Raw genomic sequence first — 15434 nt, forward strand, 5'->3', positions numbered from 1 at the left:
TATAAAAATAAAAGGCTTCTAAGCCTTTTATTTTTATGAGAAATAGTAATTTAAAATTTTTTAGCAAAGGAGATATACAAAATGCAAGATGTTACATCTTACAAAGAAGAGAAATCGAATATATTAGAAAAATTATTTAAATTAAAAGAAAATAATACAACAGTAAAAACAGAAGTTCTTGCTGGCATAACAACATTTATGACAATAGCATATATATTGGTTGTAAATCCAAGTATATTAGGACAAGCTGGAATGGATAAAGGTGCTGTTTTCACAGCGACTGCAATAGCTTCAGGAATTGGTTGCTTTATAATGGGATTGCTTGCAAATTACCCTATAGTATTAGCACCTAGTATGGGAATAAATGCATTTTTTACATATACAGTAGTTTTAGGAATGGGATATAGCTGGCAATTTGCATTATGCGCAATGTTTATAGAAGGAATTATATTTATTTTATTAACAGTAACTAATATAAGAGAAAAAATAATAGAGTGTATACCTGATGTTTTAAAACATGCTATAACGGCTGGAATAGGATTATTTATAACATTTATAGGTCTTGTAAATGCAGGAATAATAAAACAAGGTGGAGCTATAATATCTTTAGGGAATATTAAATCTCCAGTTGTAGTTCTTTCTATAGTCGGATTAATAATAGCATCTATATTATTAACAAAAAATGTAAAAGGTGCATTTTTAATATCTATGATAATAACAACAATATTGGGAATTATATTTACTATAGTACCAATGCCAAATGGAATAATAGATATACCACCATCTATACAACCTGTATTTATGAAGGTATTTGAGGTTAATAAAAGTCAGATATTAAGTGTAGACATGTTAGTTATAGTACTTACACTTTTATTTGTTAACATGTTTGATTCTATAGGATTTTTATTGGGAATAGCTGAGAAAGCGGATTTAATTGCTGAAGATGGAAGTATGCCAAATGTAAAAAAAGCCTTATTAGCAGAGTCTATCTCTACAACAGTAGCATCTTTATTAGGAACATCTACATTAGCGACAACAGTTGAAAGTGGATCTGGAATTGCTGAGGGAGGAAGAACAGGATTAACTGCATGTATTACGGCAATTTTATTTTTCATATCATTGTTCTTTGCTCCATTATTTGTAGCAATACCAGCACAAGCAACAGCACCAGTACTTATATTAGTAGGATTTATGATGGCAAGTTCAATACTTAAAATAAATTTTGATGAATTTACAGATTCTATACCAGCATTTATAACATTTGTAATGATGCCACTAGCATATAGTGTTGCTGATGGAATAATGTTTGGGATAATATCTTACACAATATTAAAGGTTGCAACAGGTAAAACTAAAGAAGCAAAAGTATCTTTAATCATATTATCTATTTTATTTATACTTAAGTTTGTATTGTTATAAAAAATAACATTTTGAGCAACGGATGTATCTGAAGCAGGAGCGAAGATATATCGTTGGCGACATGAGCGAAGCGAATTTTTTATTTAAAATGAAATACATATTATAGACATATAAAATATTTAACATTTAGGAGGAAAATATGAAATTCAAAAAAATAACAGCTATAAGTACCGCAATAATAATAGCTTCTTTAAGCTTAGTAGGATGTAATTCGAAATCATCAGAAGGAGACAAAGAAGAAGGCAAGGCAATAAAAGTAGGAATGGTAGCAGATGTTGGTGGAATAAATGATGAATCTTTTAACCAGTCAGCATGGGAAGGTTTACAACAAGCTGAAAAAGATTTTGGAATAGAAGTAAAAGTAATCGAATCAAAACAAGCATCAGAATATATAGCAAATATGGAAAGTCTTATAGATGAAGATATGGATTTAGTTATAGGTGTGGGAAACACTATGAAGGAAGATATAAAAACAGAAGCTGAAAATTATCCGGATCAAAAGTTTGCTATAATTGATGAAACTTATGATCAAATACCTGAAAATGTGACACCTATATTATTTAAAGAGAATGAAGCAACATATCTAGCAGGGCTTATAGCAGGAAAAATGACTAAAACTAATAACATAGGATTTATAGGCGGTATGCAAAATCCTGTTATATCAAGATTTGAATATGGATTTAAAGCAGGAGTAGAGGAATCTAACAAAGAAGCGGATGTTAAAGTACAATATGCAGGTACATTTGGAGATGCAGCTAAAGGGAAATCTATAGCTAATCAAATGTATGGAAATAGTGTTGATATAATACTTACAGCAGCTGGAGGAACTGGATTAGGGTCTATAGAAGCAGCTAAAGAAAAAGATAAATTTGCAATAGGTGTTGATAGAGATCAAAGTAATTTAGCACCAGATAATGTATTAACTTCAGCTTTAAAGAAAGTTAATGTTGGTGTATACGATACAGTTAAAGAATTGGTAGATGGAAAATTAAAAGGCGGACAAGAAAAAGTATATGGACTTAAAGAAGATGGTGTTGGGATACCTGAATCAACAAAGAAATTAGTTCCGCAGGATGTATTAGACTATGTGAATGGTATGATAGAGAAGATAAAAAGTGGAGAAATAAAAGTTCCAGCTACTGAGGAAGAATATAAAGCAATTCAGAAATAATTAGATATTAAAGACTAGAATATAACTTATTCTAGTCTTTTTTGTATATAATTAAAAAACTAAGGATATTTACTTAGTATTTCTCTATAGTCACGAATATAGTTATATAAAAATAAATTATATAATGATGTATTTTATGAAAATACGAACTTTAAAAAAAATAATTGAAAAAATGTTCTAAAACATATTGAAAAAATATGTACAATGTAATATAATAATTATTGTAAAGTTAAGTTGAATACGAATTATTTATTTAATTAAATCATAATTAGTTTGAAAATATGGATATATCTAGGAGGGTAAGATGCAAACAACTCAATCGCTTAATAAAGGAATATTAGAAAAAATATTTAAACTATCTGAACATAATACAAATGTAAAAACAGAGATTATGGCAGGAATAACGACGTTTATGACTATGGCATATATATTAGTTGTAAATGCAAATATACTTTCAGATGCAGGGATGGATAAAAGTGCAGTATTTGTAGCTACAGCTCTATCTGCATTCGTAGGAAGTTGTGTTATGGGATTTTTAGCAAATTATCCAATAGCTTTAGCGCCAGGTATGGGACTTAATGCATTCTTTGCTTATACAGTAGTTTTAGGAATGGGATACAGTTGGCAATTTGCGCTTTGTGCAGTATTAATAGAAGGAATTATATTCATATTACTTTCAATAACAAGTTTTAGAGAAAAAATAATAGATTGCATACCAACAGAATTAAAGCATGCAGTTACGGCGGGTATGGGATTATTTATAGCATTTATAGGATTATCAAATTCACGTATAGTTGCTAACGGAGCAACAATATTGGAACTAGGAAATTTAACAAATTCATTAGTTTTATTAACGATATTTGGATTATTATTAGCGGCAATTTTACTTGCTAGGAATGTAAAAGGCGCATTTCTTTTAGCAATGATAACAATATCAGCAATAGGAATGGTAGCTGGAATTGTAGAATTACCAAAAGGAGTAGTATCATCAGTACCTTCATTAAAACCAATATTTTTACAAGCTTTATCGGTTGAACCAAAAGAAATATTTAGTTTTGACATGGTAGTAGTTGTATTTACATTCTTATTTGTTAATTTATTTGATACAGTAGGATGTTTAGTAGGTGTAGCATCTAAAGGTAATATGTTAGATGAACAAGGTAAATTGCCAAAAGCTAAAGAAGCTTTAACTGCAGATGCAGTCGCAACTACAGTAGGAGCACTTTTAGGAACATCTACAGTTGCATCATATGTTGAAAGTGCAGCAGGTATAGCAGAGGGTGGAAGAACAGGATTAACAGCAGTTACAACTGGTATATTATTCCTATTATCATTATTCTTCGCGCCTATATTTACAGCAATACCAACACAAGCAACAGCTCCAGTACTTATATTAGTAGGAGTTATGATGGCAAGTTCATTAACTAAAATAGATTTTTCGGATTTTACAAATGCGATACCAGCATTTTTAACATTTACTATGATGCCATTAACTTATAGTATAGCTAATGGAATTATATTTGGGATAGTATCATTTACAGTATTAAAGATAGCAGCTAAAAAGAAAGAAGAAGTTAATTTATCTTTAATAATACTTTCAATACTGTTTGTATGTAAGTTTATATTCTTAGGTGAATAGAATTGTATAAATAAAATAAATCATTTTTTAGGATAAAAGATACCCTATAGGATTGACATTAAAAAAGTCTATTCTATAGGGTATTTTTAATAACTCTATGGTTAAAATAGAATTATTGAGTTTTAAATTCATATTTTGTTCGGGATATTTGAAAATATATTTAAATATGGGATTAAAATATATTTTGTTGTAAAAAATTACGAACAAAATAAAATAAGTACTTGAAAAAATACGTATTATAATATAAAATCTAATTATAACATTCGGAATAGAAAGAATATAAAAAAATAAAATGATTAAAATATATGAAAAGAAGGAGATATGAATATGAAAGTTGTAGTAATTATGGGTTCGAAATCAGATTATCCAAAATTAGAAGCTGGAATAGAACTTTTAGAAAATTTCGGAATTAAAGTTGTGGCAAGAGCATTATCAGCACATAGAGTACCTAATCAATTGATGGCCTTTATCAAAGAAATAGAAGAAGATACAGATGTAATAATAGCAGCAGCGGGTAAGGCAGCTCATTTACCAGGAGTAATAGCATCTCATACATTAATACCGGTAGTAGGATTACCAATAAAATCATCAACATTAGACGGATTAGACTCACTTCTTTCAATAGTCCAAATGCCACCAGGAATACCAGTAGCAACTGTGACAATAGATTCAGGAATAAATGCAGCATTAATGGCAAGTCAAATAATGAGTATAAAATATCCAGAAATAAAACAAAGTTTAAAAAATTATAGAAAAGAAATGGAACAAAAAGTATTAGAAGATGATAAAAACTTAAGGGGGTAATAACTATGTTATTATATGAAGGAAAAGCTAAACAAGTATATTCTACAGAAAATGAAAATGAGTATATAGTATATTTTAAGGATGATGCAACAGCATTTAATGGAGAAAAGAAAGCAGAAATATCTTCAAAAGGTATATTAAATAATAAAATATCTACAATAATGTTTGAAATGTTACACGAAAAACAAATAGCAACACACTTCATAAAAAATTTATCAGAAAGAGAAATGTTAGTTAAAAAAGTTGAAATATTACCACTAGAAGTAATAGTAAGAAATATAACGGCAGGGTCATTTTGTAAAAGGGTAGGAATGGAAGAAGGTATAGTTTTAGATGAACCTATATTTGAAATATGCTACAAAAATGATGATTACGGAGATCCAATGTTAAATGATGATCAAGCAGTAGCAATGAAGTTAGCTACTAGAGATGAATTACAATTTTTAAGAAATGAAACTTTAAAAATAAATGAATTAATGAAATCTTTCTTCTTGAAAATGAACTTAAAATTAGTAGATTTTAAGTTGGAGTTTGGGAAGGACTGTGAAGGAAATATAATACTAGCAGATGAAATATCACCAGATACTTGTAGACTTTGGGATGTAGATACAAATGAGAAGTTAGACAAAGATAGATTTAGAAGAAATTTAGGTGATTTAGTGCAAGGTTATCAAGAAGTTCTTACAAGAATGAATAATAACTAGGGGGAAACAGTATGTGCGGAATTGTAGGTATATATTCAAATAAAGATGTATCTAAAGAATTATATTATTCTTTATACTCTATTCAACATAGAGGCCAAGAAAGTTGTGGAATTGCAGTAGTTGATGGAGAAAACATCAACTATAAAAAAGATATGGGATTGGTTGGCGATGTTTTCAAAGAGGAAGAACTAGACAAGCTAAAAGGAACTATGGGAATTGGTCATGTTAGATATTCTACTGCAGGTGGAAGTCAGATGGCAAACTGTCAGCCGTTAGTTGGGAGCTGTAGAAAGAGAAAATTAGCTTTATCTCACAATGGTAATTTAATAAATACAAATTACTTAAGAGATATGTTAGAAGAAGATGGATATATGTTTCAAGCTAGTTCTGATACAGAAGTAATTTTATATATACTTGCTAGATACTATAAAGGTGATATAGTAGAAAGTTTAAAAATCACAATGGATTATATAAAAGGTGCATATTCTCTTGTAATAATGGGAGAAAATGAACTAGTAGCAGTTAGAGACCCACATGGATTTAGACCTCTTATATTAGGCAAGAAAGACGACGAATTCATATTTGCATCTGAAAGTTGTGCAATAGATATACTTGGCGGAGAAGTAATAAGAGATGTAGAACCAGGTGAAATAATAGTGGTTAAAGATGGACAAATGAAATCTTATTTTTACTCTGAAAACTATAAGCCAGTAAAGAGAAGTTGTATATTTGAACATATTTACTTTGCTAGAAACGATGCGACTATAGATAATGTAAATGTTTATGACTTTAGAATTAAATGTGGAGAAGCTTTAGCTAAGAATGATAATGTAAAAGCTGATATAGTTGTTCCAGTTCCTGATTCAGGATGGGCAGGTGCGATAGGGTATTCTAATGCTAGTGGATTAAAAATTAGCGAGGGACTTGTTAAAAATAGATATGTAGGAAGAACTTTTATAAAACCCACTCAAGAAGAAAGAGAGATAGGGGTAAAAATAAAACTGAATCCATTATCTAGTATAGTAAAAGGAAAATCAGTAGTTTTGGTAGATGATTCAATAGTCAGGGGAACTACTTCAAAGTTAATAATAAAATCTTTAAGAGATGCAGGAGCAAGTGAGATTCATCTTAGAATAACATCTCCTCCAGTACAGTACTCTTGTTATTATGGAATAGACACTCCGAATCGTTCTAAATTGATTGCTTCACAAAATAGTGTAGAAGAAATCAGGGAATATGTAGGATGTGATACTCTAGCATTTTTAGATATAGATGGAATGGTAGAAGCAACAGGTCAGAAATCAACATTCTGTAAAGCTTGTTTTGATGGAGATTATCCAGTTAAAAAAATTGATAAGGAGGAACTAATTTAATGTTAACGTATAAACAATCAGGGGTAGATATAGATGAAGGAAATAGAGCAGTAGATCTTATAAAAAGAAAAATAAAATCTACTTACGACAATAATGTAATAGGTGATTTAGGAAATTTCAGTGGTTTATATAGTTTAAAAGATTTTACAACTATGAAAGAGCCAGTATTACTTTCATCTACAGATGGAGTTGGTACAAAACTAAAATTAGCTCAAATGATGGATAAACATGATACAGTTGGTATCGATTTAGTTGCAATGTGTGTAAATGATTTAATATGCCAAGGCGCTAAACCTTTATTCTTCTTAGATTATATTGCTACTGGAAAATTAGTTGCAGAACAAGTGGAACAAATAGTTGGTGGTATAGCTGATGGATGTAAAATGGCAGGATGTGCCCTTATAGGGGGAGAAACAGCTGAAATGCCAGGAATGTATTCTGATGATGAATATGATTTAGCAGGGTTTTCAGTGGGGATAGCTGATAAAGAAAAAATAGTATCTGGACAAAATGTTAAAAATGGAGATGTTTTAATAGGTATATCATCAAGTGGGGTTCACAGTAACGGATACTCGTTTATAAGAAAGATATTCTTAGATACATATAATTATAAACTAGAGCAATATGTAGAAGAGTTAGGGATGACATTAGGAGAAGCTCTTTTAACTCCTACAAAAATATATGTTAAATTAGTTTTAGAGATAATAAAACAATATGATATAAAAGCTATAGCTCATATAACTGGTGGTGGAGTAATAGAAAATATACCAAGAGTTATACCTAAAGGGTTAGGGATAAATATAAATAAGAATTCTTGGGAAAAACCACCTATATTCAAAATGATAGAAAACTTCAATGCTATAGATGAAAGAGAACTTCATAAGAGTTTTAACATGGGAGTTGGATTAGTTTTAATAGTAGACAAAGAACAAGCTAATAAAGTTGTTGATTATATAAACAGTAGAGAAGATGAAATAAATATAGATGCTAAGTATGATGAATTGTTAAAAGAAAGAGCTTATATAATAGGTGAAGTAGTAGATACTCATGAAGGAGTAAGTTTATGCTAAACATTGGTGTTTTAGTATCTGGAAGTGGAACGAATTTACAATCTATTATAGATGAAACTAAATTTGGTAGTATTAAAGGTGATGTTAAAGTAGTTATTTCTAATAAAGAAAATGCCTATGCACTACAAAGAGCAAGACATAATAATATAGAAGCTGTTTATGAAACTAATGAAGATGAAATAATAAGAGTTCTTAAAGAAAATAATATAAATTTAGTAGTCTTAGCTGGATATTTAAAAATAATAAGTCCAAAGTTTGTAAATGAATTTAGAAATAAAATAATAAATATTCATCCATCATTAATACCTTCGTTTTGCGGGGAAGGGTATTATGGAGAAAAAGTACATCAAGGTGTTATAGACTATGGTGTAAAAGTAACTGGAGCTACAGTGCATTTTGTAGATGAAGGCGCTGACACTGGACCAATAATAATGCAAGAAACAGTAATGGTTAGTCAAGATGATGATGCAAAATCAGTAGCGAAAAAAGTTTTAGAAGTTGAACATAGAATTTTAAATAATAGTATAAAACTATTTTGTGAAAATAAATTAAGTATTCAGGGTAGGAGAGTGGTTATAAATGAGTAAAAGAGCATTAATAAGTGTAACAGATAAAAGCGGAGTAGTTGATTTTGCTAGAGAATTAAATAATCTAGGTTATGAAGTTATATCTACAGGAAATACATTCAAAACACTAAAAGAAAATGGCATAAATGCTATAACTATTGATGAAGTTACAAAATTTCCAGAGATGCTAGACGGAAGAGTTAAGACATTAAACCCATATATACACGGAGGAATACTTTACAAAAGAGATAATGCATCTCACGTTGATACAGTAAATGAATATAAAATAGGTTCTATAGATTTAGTGGTAGTTAACTTATATGATTTTGAAGGAACTTTAAAATCTGGAAAAGGTCACGATATCGTGATAGAAAATATAGATATTGGTGGACCATCTATGATACGTTCTGCAGCTAAAAATTATAAAGATGTAACAGTTATAGTAGATGTAGCTGATTACGATATGATAATAGAAAAGTTAAAAAATGATACTTTAACTTTAGAAGATAGAAAAAAATTAGCTTATAAAGCATTCTCAACTACAGCAAGATATGATGCACTTATATCTACTTACTTCGCAGGAGAAGTAGGAGATAAATATCCTGAAATACTTAACTTAACTTTCCAAAAAGAGCAAACTTTAAGATATGGAGAAAATCCACACCAACAAGGTGTTTTATACAGTCAACCAAATGCTAAAAATCCAATATTAAATTATGAACAATTAAATGGAAAAGAGCTTTCTTTCAATAACTTAAACGACTTACACGGATGTTTAGAAGTTATGAGAGAATTTAAAGATAACCAAGATGTTGTTTCAGTAGCAATAAAACATACTAATCCATGTGGAGTGGGACTAGGAAAAAATGCTTTTGAAGCTTACATAAAATGTTATGAAGCTGATAAAGTTTCAATATTTGGAGGAATAGTAGGAATAACTTCTACAGTAGATAAAGAAACTGCTATAAAGATGAACGAGATATTCTTAGAAATAGTAGTAGCTTATGATTATAGTGAAGAAGCTTTAGAAATATTAAAACAAAAGAAAAATTTAAGAGTATTAAAGCTTGCTAAGATAGAGGATAGTTTACAACCATATGATATGAAATATTTAGATGGAAAATTATTAGTTCAAGATAAAAATAACTCACTAGTAGAAAAATATGAAATTGTTACAAAAACTCAACCAACTGAAAATCAACTTGAAGATATGGAATTTGGGATGAAGGTAGTTAAAAATATGAAATCAAATGCTATAGCCATAGTTAAAGATGGTCAAACCTTAGCATTAGGATGTGGTCAAACTTCAAGAATATGGGCATTAAAAAATGCTTTAGAAAATAATAAAGATAAGAACTTTAAAGGTGCAGTATTAGCATCAGATGCTTTCTTCCCATTTAGTGACTGTGTAGAATTAGCACATGAATATGGAATAGATGCAGTAGTTCAACCAGGTGGTTCAATAAATGATAAAGATTCAATACAAGCATGTGATGAATATGAAATGGCTATGGTAACTACAGGAGTGAGACATTTTAAGCACTAGGAGGAAAAATATGAAGATATTAATTATAGGTGGAGGTGGCAGAGAACATGCCATCGCTTGGAAGTTAAATAGTGAAAATAATGTGAATAAAATATACTGTGCGCCAGGAAATGCGGGAATTTCTGAGTTTGCAGAGTGTTTAAATATAGATGATAGTGATATAGAAAAATTATTACAATTTGCAAAGAAAGAACAAATAGATTTAACTATAGTGGGACCAGAGGTTGCACTTGTTAAGGGAATTGTAGATGAATTTGAAAAAGAAGGTCTTAGAGTATTTGGACCAAATAAAGAATGTTCTCAGTTAGAGGGAAGTAAGGCGTTTTCTAAAGAATTTATGATAAGACATAACATTCCAACTGCAAAGTACAAGGAATATACAAACTTAGATGAGGCGATAAGTGAAATAGACAGTTTTGGATATCCAGTAGTAATAAAAGCAGATGGATTAGCAGCTGGAAAAGGTGTTGTAATACCAGAAAATAGAGAAGAAGCTATAATTACTTTAAAAGAAATGATGAGTGATAAAAAATTTGGTAGTGCTGGAGATAAAGTAGTTGTAGAAGAATTTTTAAAAGGAATTGAAACTTCTATCTTAGCATTTGTAGATAATAATACGATTGTTCCTATGGTAAGTGCAAAAGATCACAAGAGGATATATAACCATGAGCAGGGACCAAACACAGGTGGTATGGGAACTTTCTCTCCAAGTGAGATATATACAGAAGAACTATCTAAGGAAGTTGCAGAAAAAGTACTAAATAAGACTTTAGAAGGATTCAAAAAAGATGGATTAGATTACAAGGGTATACTATTCATAGGCCTTATGATAACGGAAGATGGAGCTAAGGTATTAGAGTATAATGTAAGATTTGGGGATCCTGAGACACAATCAGTTTTATTTAGATTAGAAACTGATTTACATGAAATAATGGAAGCTATTTTAGACAATAGATTAAAAGATATAGATATAAATTATAAAAAAGAAGAAGCTGTTTGTGTAATACTTACATCTGGAGGATACCCAGAAAGTTATGAAAAAGGTAAGGTAATCAGTGGTCTTGAGAATTTAGATAAAGATATAGTAGTATTTCATAGTGGAACTAAGATATTAGATAATAACTTAGTAACTAATGGTGGTAGAGTATTAGGAATAACAGCAAAAGCTAGTAGTGTTGAAGATGCAGCTAAAAAAGTATATGAAAACATTAAGAGGATAAATTTTGAAGGAATGCATTATAGAAATGACATTGGAATGGAAATCTAATTTTTCTAAAAAGGGAGAAAAGATATGTTAAATACTACAAATTTAGAGTCAAGTGTTAGAAGAATATTAGTAGAAAAAAGACCAGGGTTTGACATTGAAGCTAAAGCTTTAGAAAAGGATTTAATAGAAAGCTTACACATAGAAGGAATAGAGAACATAAGAGTTTTAAATAGATATGATATAGAAGGAATAGAAAATGAAGTATATAAAAATGCAGCAAGAACAATATTCTCAGAACCTAATATAGACATTGTTTATCATGAAACAATAGATGTTTCAAATAATGATGAAACAAAAGAAAGAGTATTTGCAATAGAGTACTTACCTGGTCAATATGACCAAAGAGGTGATTGGGCAGCTCAATGTATCCAAATTGTAAATCAAGGAATAAGACCAACTATAAACACAGCTAAAGTTTATATATTAAGTGGAAATATAAGTAATGAAGAATTTGAGAAAATAAAAAATTACTGCATAAATCCAGTTGATAGCAGAGAAGCATGTTTAGAAAAGCCACAGACATTACAGATGGAAACAGAAATTCCAACAGAAGTACAAATACTAGATGGATTTATAGATTTAAAAGAATTTTTAAATAAACAAGGTTTAGCCATGACATTAGGCGATTTAGAGCATATCCAAAGTTATTTTAAAAATATAGAAAAAAGAAATCCAACTATAACAGAGATAAAAGTATTAGATACTTACTGGTCAGATCATTGTAGACATACTACCTTTATGACACAAATAGAAGATATAAAAATAGAAGATGGTAAGTATACGGATATAGTTAAAGATGCATACAATATGTATCTTAACTCAAGAAACAAGGTTTATGTAGATAAGCAGAAGGATATATGCTTAATGGATATAGCAACTATTGCTATGAAAGAATTAAGAAAAGATGGAAAGTTAGAAGATTTAGATGTAAGTGAAGAAATAAATGCTTGTAGTATAAACGTAGATGTTGAAATAGATGGTAAAGTCGAGCCATATTTAGTAATGTTTAAAAATGAAACACATAACCATCCAACTGAGATAGAACCTTTTGGTGGAGCAGCTACTTGCTTAGGAGGAGCTATAAGAGACCCATTATCAGGAAGAAGTTATGTATATCAAGCAATGCGTGTTACAGGAAGTGCAGACCCTAGAACGACTCTAGAAGATACATTACCTGGTAAGCTTATGCAAAGAACAATAACAACAGAAGCAGCTCATGGATATAGTTCATATGGAAACCAAATAGGATTAACAACAGGTCAAGTTGCAGAAGTTTATGATGAAGACTTTGTTGCTAAAAGGATGGAAATAGGAGCAGTTATAGCAGCAGTACCTAAGGAAAATGTGATTAGAGAAGTACCTAGAGAAGGAGATATAGTAGTTCTTCTTGGAGGAAAAACAGGACGAGATGGGTGTGGAGGAGCTACTGGTTCATCAAAAGAACATAGCGAAGAATCTATACTTATGTGTAGTGCAGAAGTACAAAAAGGAGATGCTCCTAACGAAAGAAAAATACAAAGATTCTTTAGAAATAAAGAAGTTGCTCAAATGATAAAAAGATGTAATGACTTTGGAGCAGGTGGAGTTTGCGTTGCTATAGGAGAAGTTGCAGATAGTTTAGATATAAACTTAGATTTAGTACCTAAAAAATATGATGGACTTGATGGAACTGAAATAGCTATATCAGAATCACAAGAACGTATGGCAGTAGTTATAAAAGCAGAAAACAAAGAAAAGTTTATAGACTTAGCAATAAAAGAAAACTTAGAAGCAACTCATGTAGCTACAGTTACAGATAGTGGATATATGAGAATGTTTTGGAATGATAAAGCTATAGTTAATATAAAAAGAGAATTCTTAGAAACTAACGGAGTTAAACAAACTACTAAAATTCATGTAGGTAAGATTGATGAAGAAAAAACATTCTTTACTAACAAGCTACAAGAAAAAGTATGTGAAATAGCATTAGATGAAGAGACAAGTATAAAAGATAAATTTATAAAAATGCTATCAGATTTAAATGTATGTTCTCAAAAAGGGCTAGTAGAAAAATTTGATAATACAATAGGTGGAAGCACAGTGCTTATGCCATTTGGAGGAAAATATCAAGCAACTCCTATACAAGGTATGGTTGCAAAAATACCTGTACTTGGTGGAGAAACTAACACTTCAACAATAATGACTTATGGATATAATCCTAAGATAGGAAAATGGAGTCCATTCCATGGAGCTTTATATGCAGTAGTTGAATCTGTGTGTAAAGTTGTGGCTATTGGGGGTAACTATAGTACAATAAGACTTACTTTACAAGAGTATTTCGAAAAACTTGGGGATAACCCAACTAAGTGGGGTAAACCATTTGCAGCTCTTTTAGGTGCATACTATGCTCAAAATAAATTGGAAATACCAGCAATAGGTGGTAAAGATAGTATGTCAGGAACATTTAAAGATATAGATGTACCACCAACATTAGTATCATTTGCAGTGGATACTGTAGATGCAAAATATGTAGTATCACCAGAATTTAAGAAAACTAATTCACAAGTTGTGATGTTATGCACAGATAGATTAGAAAATGGTATAGTTGACTTTGACTTATTAAAGAAAAACCTAGATAAAGTAACTGGGCTTATACACAATAAGCAAGTATTATCAACATATGCACTAGGATTTGGTGGAGTATGTGAAGCTATAAGCAAGATGACATTTGGTAATAAAATAGGGTTTGAATTTAATGAAGGAATAGAAGATTTATTTGAAGCTAACTATGGAAACATAGTATTAGAATTAGCGGATAATGAATTAGATATATTAGATGGATATAACTATGTAGTACTTGGAAGTACAATAGAAAAATCAAGTATATTAATAGCAAATGAAGAAATAGCATTAGATGAATTATATAAAGCTCATTGCGATACTTTAGAGCCAATATTCCCAACTAAAGCTAATAAGCTTAAAGATAAAATAGAAACTATAAACTTTATATCTCAAGGTGAAACTAAAAAATCATCTATAAGTATAGCTAAACCAAGAGTGTTTATACCAGCATTCCCAGGAACAAACTGTGAATATGACTCAGCTAGAGCATTTGAAAAAGCTGGAGCAGAAGCTAATATAAGAGTATTTAAAAATTTAACATATAAAGACATAGAAGATTCTATAGACACAATAGTAAAAGAGATAAGAAAGTCTCAAATAATAATGTTACCAGGTGGATTTAGTGCAGGAGATGAGCCAGATGGTTCTGGTAAGTTTATAGTAACAGTATTTAGAAATCCAAAGGTTGCAGAAGCAGTACAAGAATTTTTAACTAAGCAAGATGGATTAATGTTAGGTATCTGTAATGGATTCCAAGCACTTATAAAACTTGGATTAGTACCATATGGTGAAATAAGAGAAACTAAAGAAGATGCACCGACTCTTACTTATAATAATATAGGTAGACATCAAGCTAAGATTGTTAGAACTAGAATATCATCAAATAAGTCACCATGGTTAGTGGGAACAGAGGTAGGAGATGTTCATAGTATAGCAATATCTCATGGAGAGGGTAGATTTGTTGCTAATGAAGAAGTTATGAAACAATTAATAGCTAATGGACAAATAGCTACTCAATATGTAGATTTTGATAACAATCCTACTTATGATATAGAGTTTAACCCAAATGGTTCATATTATGGAGTAGAAGGTATAACTAGCTTAGATGGTAGAATACTTGGTAAGATGGGTCACTCAGAAAGAGTTGGAGAACATATTATAAAGAATATCTTAGGTGAAAAAGATCAGAAGATATTTGAATCAGGAGTAAAATATTTTAAATAAGATTTAATATAGAAAAATAGTATGTTGATAAATATTAACATACTATTTTT

General features: G+C 30.2%; 11 protein-coding genes. All 11 read left to right on the forward strand.

The window, feature by feature from the left end; genetic code table 11:
- The first annotated feature begins 81 nt into the window (after positions 1 to 81).
- Positions 82 to 1419, forward strand: coding sequence for an NCS2 family permease (locus tag AC11VW_RS01785; protein ID WP_484299681.1), 1338 nt, complete (start codon positions 82 to 84; stop codon positions 1417 to 1419).
- 139 nt (positions 1420 to 1558) lie between these two features.
- On the forward strand, positions 1559 to 2590 hold the full coding sequence (locus tag AC11VW_RS01790) for a BMP family lipoprotein (protein WP_484299682.1): 1032 nt from the start codon (positions 1559 to 1561) through the stop codon (positions 2588 to 2590).
- A 304-nt stretch (positions 2591 to 2894) separates the two neighbouring features.
- Entirely contained in the window at positions 2895 to 4229 is a 1335-nt protein-coding gene (locus AC11VW_RS01795) for an NCS2 family permease (protein WP_484299683.1), read from the forward strand.
- A 327-nt stretch (positions 4230 to 4556) separates the two neighbouring features.
- Positions 4557 to 5033 (forward strand): 5-(carboxyamino)imidazole ribonucleotide mutase, encoded by a 477-nt coding sequence (gene purE / locus AC11VW_RS01800; RefSeq protein ID WP_484299684.1) that lies wholly within the window; start codon positions 4557 to 4559, stop codon positions 5031 to 5033.
- 5 nt (positions 5034 to 5038) lie between these two features.
- Positions 5039 to 5737, forward strand: coding sequence for a phosphoribosylaminoimidazolesuccinocarboxamide synthase (gene purC / locus AC11VW_RS01805; protein ID WP_484299685.1), 699 nt, complete (start codon positions 5039 to 5041; stop codon positions 5735 to 5737).
- An 11-nt stretch (positions 5738 to 5748) separates the two neighbouring features.
- On the forward strand, positions 5749 to 7110 hold the full coding sequence (purF, locus tag AC11VW_RS01810; RefSeq protein ID WP_484299686.1) for an amidophosphoribosyltransferase: 1362 nt from the start codon (positions 5749 to 5751) through the stop codon (positions 7108 to 7110).
- A complete protein-coding gene (gene purM / locus AC11VW_RS01815) occupies positions 7110 to 8180 on the forward strand; it encodes a phosphoribosylformylglycinamidine cyclo-ligase (protein ID WP_484299687.1) in 1071 nt (356 codons plus the stop codon). Before purF ends, purM begins: the two co-directional genes overlap by 1 nt.
- Positions 8174 to 8767 carry a phosphoribosylglycinamide formyltransferase gene (gene purN, locus AC11VW_RS01820; RefSeq protein WP_484299688.1) on the forward strand — a complete coding sequence of 198 codons (594 nt, stop codon included), beginning with the start codon at positions 8174 to 8176 and terminating at the stop codon, positions 8765 to 8767. The genes purM and purN overlap by 7 nt, the downstream gene beginning before the upstream one ends.
- Positions 8760 to 10292 (forward strand): bifunctional phosphoribosylaminoimidazolecarboxamide formyltransferase/IMP cyclohydrolase, encoded by a 1533-nt coding sequence (gene purH / locus AC11VW_RS01825; protein WP_484299689.1) that lies wholly within the window; start codon positions 8760 to 8762, stop codon positions 10290 to 10292. The genes purN and purH overlap by 8 nt, the downstream gene beginning before the upstream one ends.
- Positions 10293 to 10302: 10 nt before the next feature.
- A complete protein-coding gene (gene purD, locus AC11VW_RS01830; RefSeq protein WP_484299690.1) occupies positions 10303 to 11559 on the forward strand; it encodes a phosphoribosylamine--glycine ligase in 1257 nt (418 codons plus the stop codon).
- A 24-nt stretch (positions 11560 to 11583) separates the two neighbouring features.
- Entirely contained in the window at positions 11584 to 15384 is a 3801-nt protein-coding gene (locus AC11VW_RS01835; RefSeq protein ID WP_484299691.1) for a phosphoribosylformylglycinamidine synthase, read from the forward strand.
- The last annotated feature ends 50 nt before the right edge of the window (positions 15385 to 15434 follow it).

This window comes from Romboutsia sp., assembly GCF_056995035.1.

What these genes read in the sequence shown, in the direction of transcription:
- AC11VW_RS01785 (WP_484299681.1), top strand. Translation starts at nt 82, where the DNA reads ATGCAAGATGTTACATCTTACAAAGAAGAGAAATCGAATATATTAGAA.
- AC11VW_RS01790 (WP_484299682.1), top strand. Translation starts at nt 1,559, where the DNA reads ATGAAATTCAAAAAAATAACAGCTATAAGTACCGCAATAATAATAGCT.
- AC11VW_RS01795 (WP_484299683.1), top strand. Translation starts at nt 2,895, where the DNA reads ATGCAAACAACTCAATCGCTTAATAAAGGAATATTAGAAAAAATATTT.
- purE (WP_484299684.1), top strand. Translation starts at nt 4,557, where the DNA reads ATGAAAGTTGTAGTAATTATGGGTTCGAAATCAGATTATCCAAAATTA.
- purC (WP_484299685.1), top strand. Translation starts at nt 5,039, where the DNA reads ATGTTATTATATGAAGGAAAAGCTAAACAAGTATATTCTACAGAAAAT.
- purF (WP_484299686.1), top strand. Translation starts at nt 5,749, where the DNA reads ATGTGCGGAATTGTAGGTATATATTCAAATAAAGATGTATCTAAAGAA.
- purM (WP_484299687.1), top strand. Translation starts at nt 7,110, where the DNA reads ATGTTAACGTATAAACAATCAGGGGTAGATATAGATGAAGGAAATAGA.
- purN (WP_484299688.1), top strand. Translation starts at nt 8,174, where the DNA reads ATGCTAAACATTGGTGTTTTAGTATCTGGAAGTGGAACGAATTTACAA.
- purH (WP_484299689.1), top strand. Translation starts at nt 8,760, where the DNA reads ATGAGTAAAAGAGCATTAATAAGTGTAACAGATAAAAGCGGAGTAGTT.
- purD (WP_484299690.1), top strand. Translation starts at nt 10,303, where the DNA reads ATGAAGATATTAATTATAGGTGGAGGTGGCAGAGAACATGCCATCGCT.
- AC11VW_RS01835 (WP_484299691.1), top strand. Translation starts at nt 11,584, where the DNA reads ATGTTAAATACTACAAATTTAGAGTCAAGTGTTAGAAGAATATTAGTA.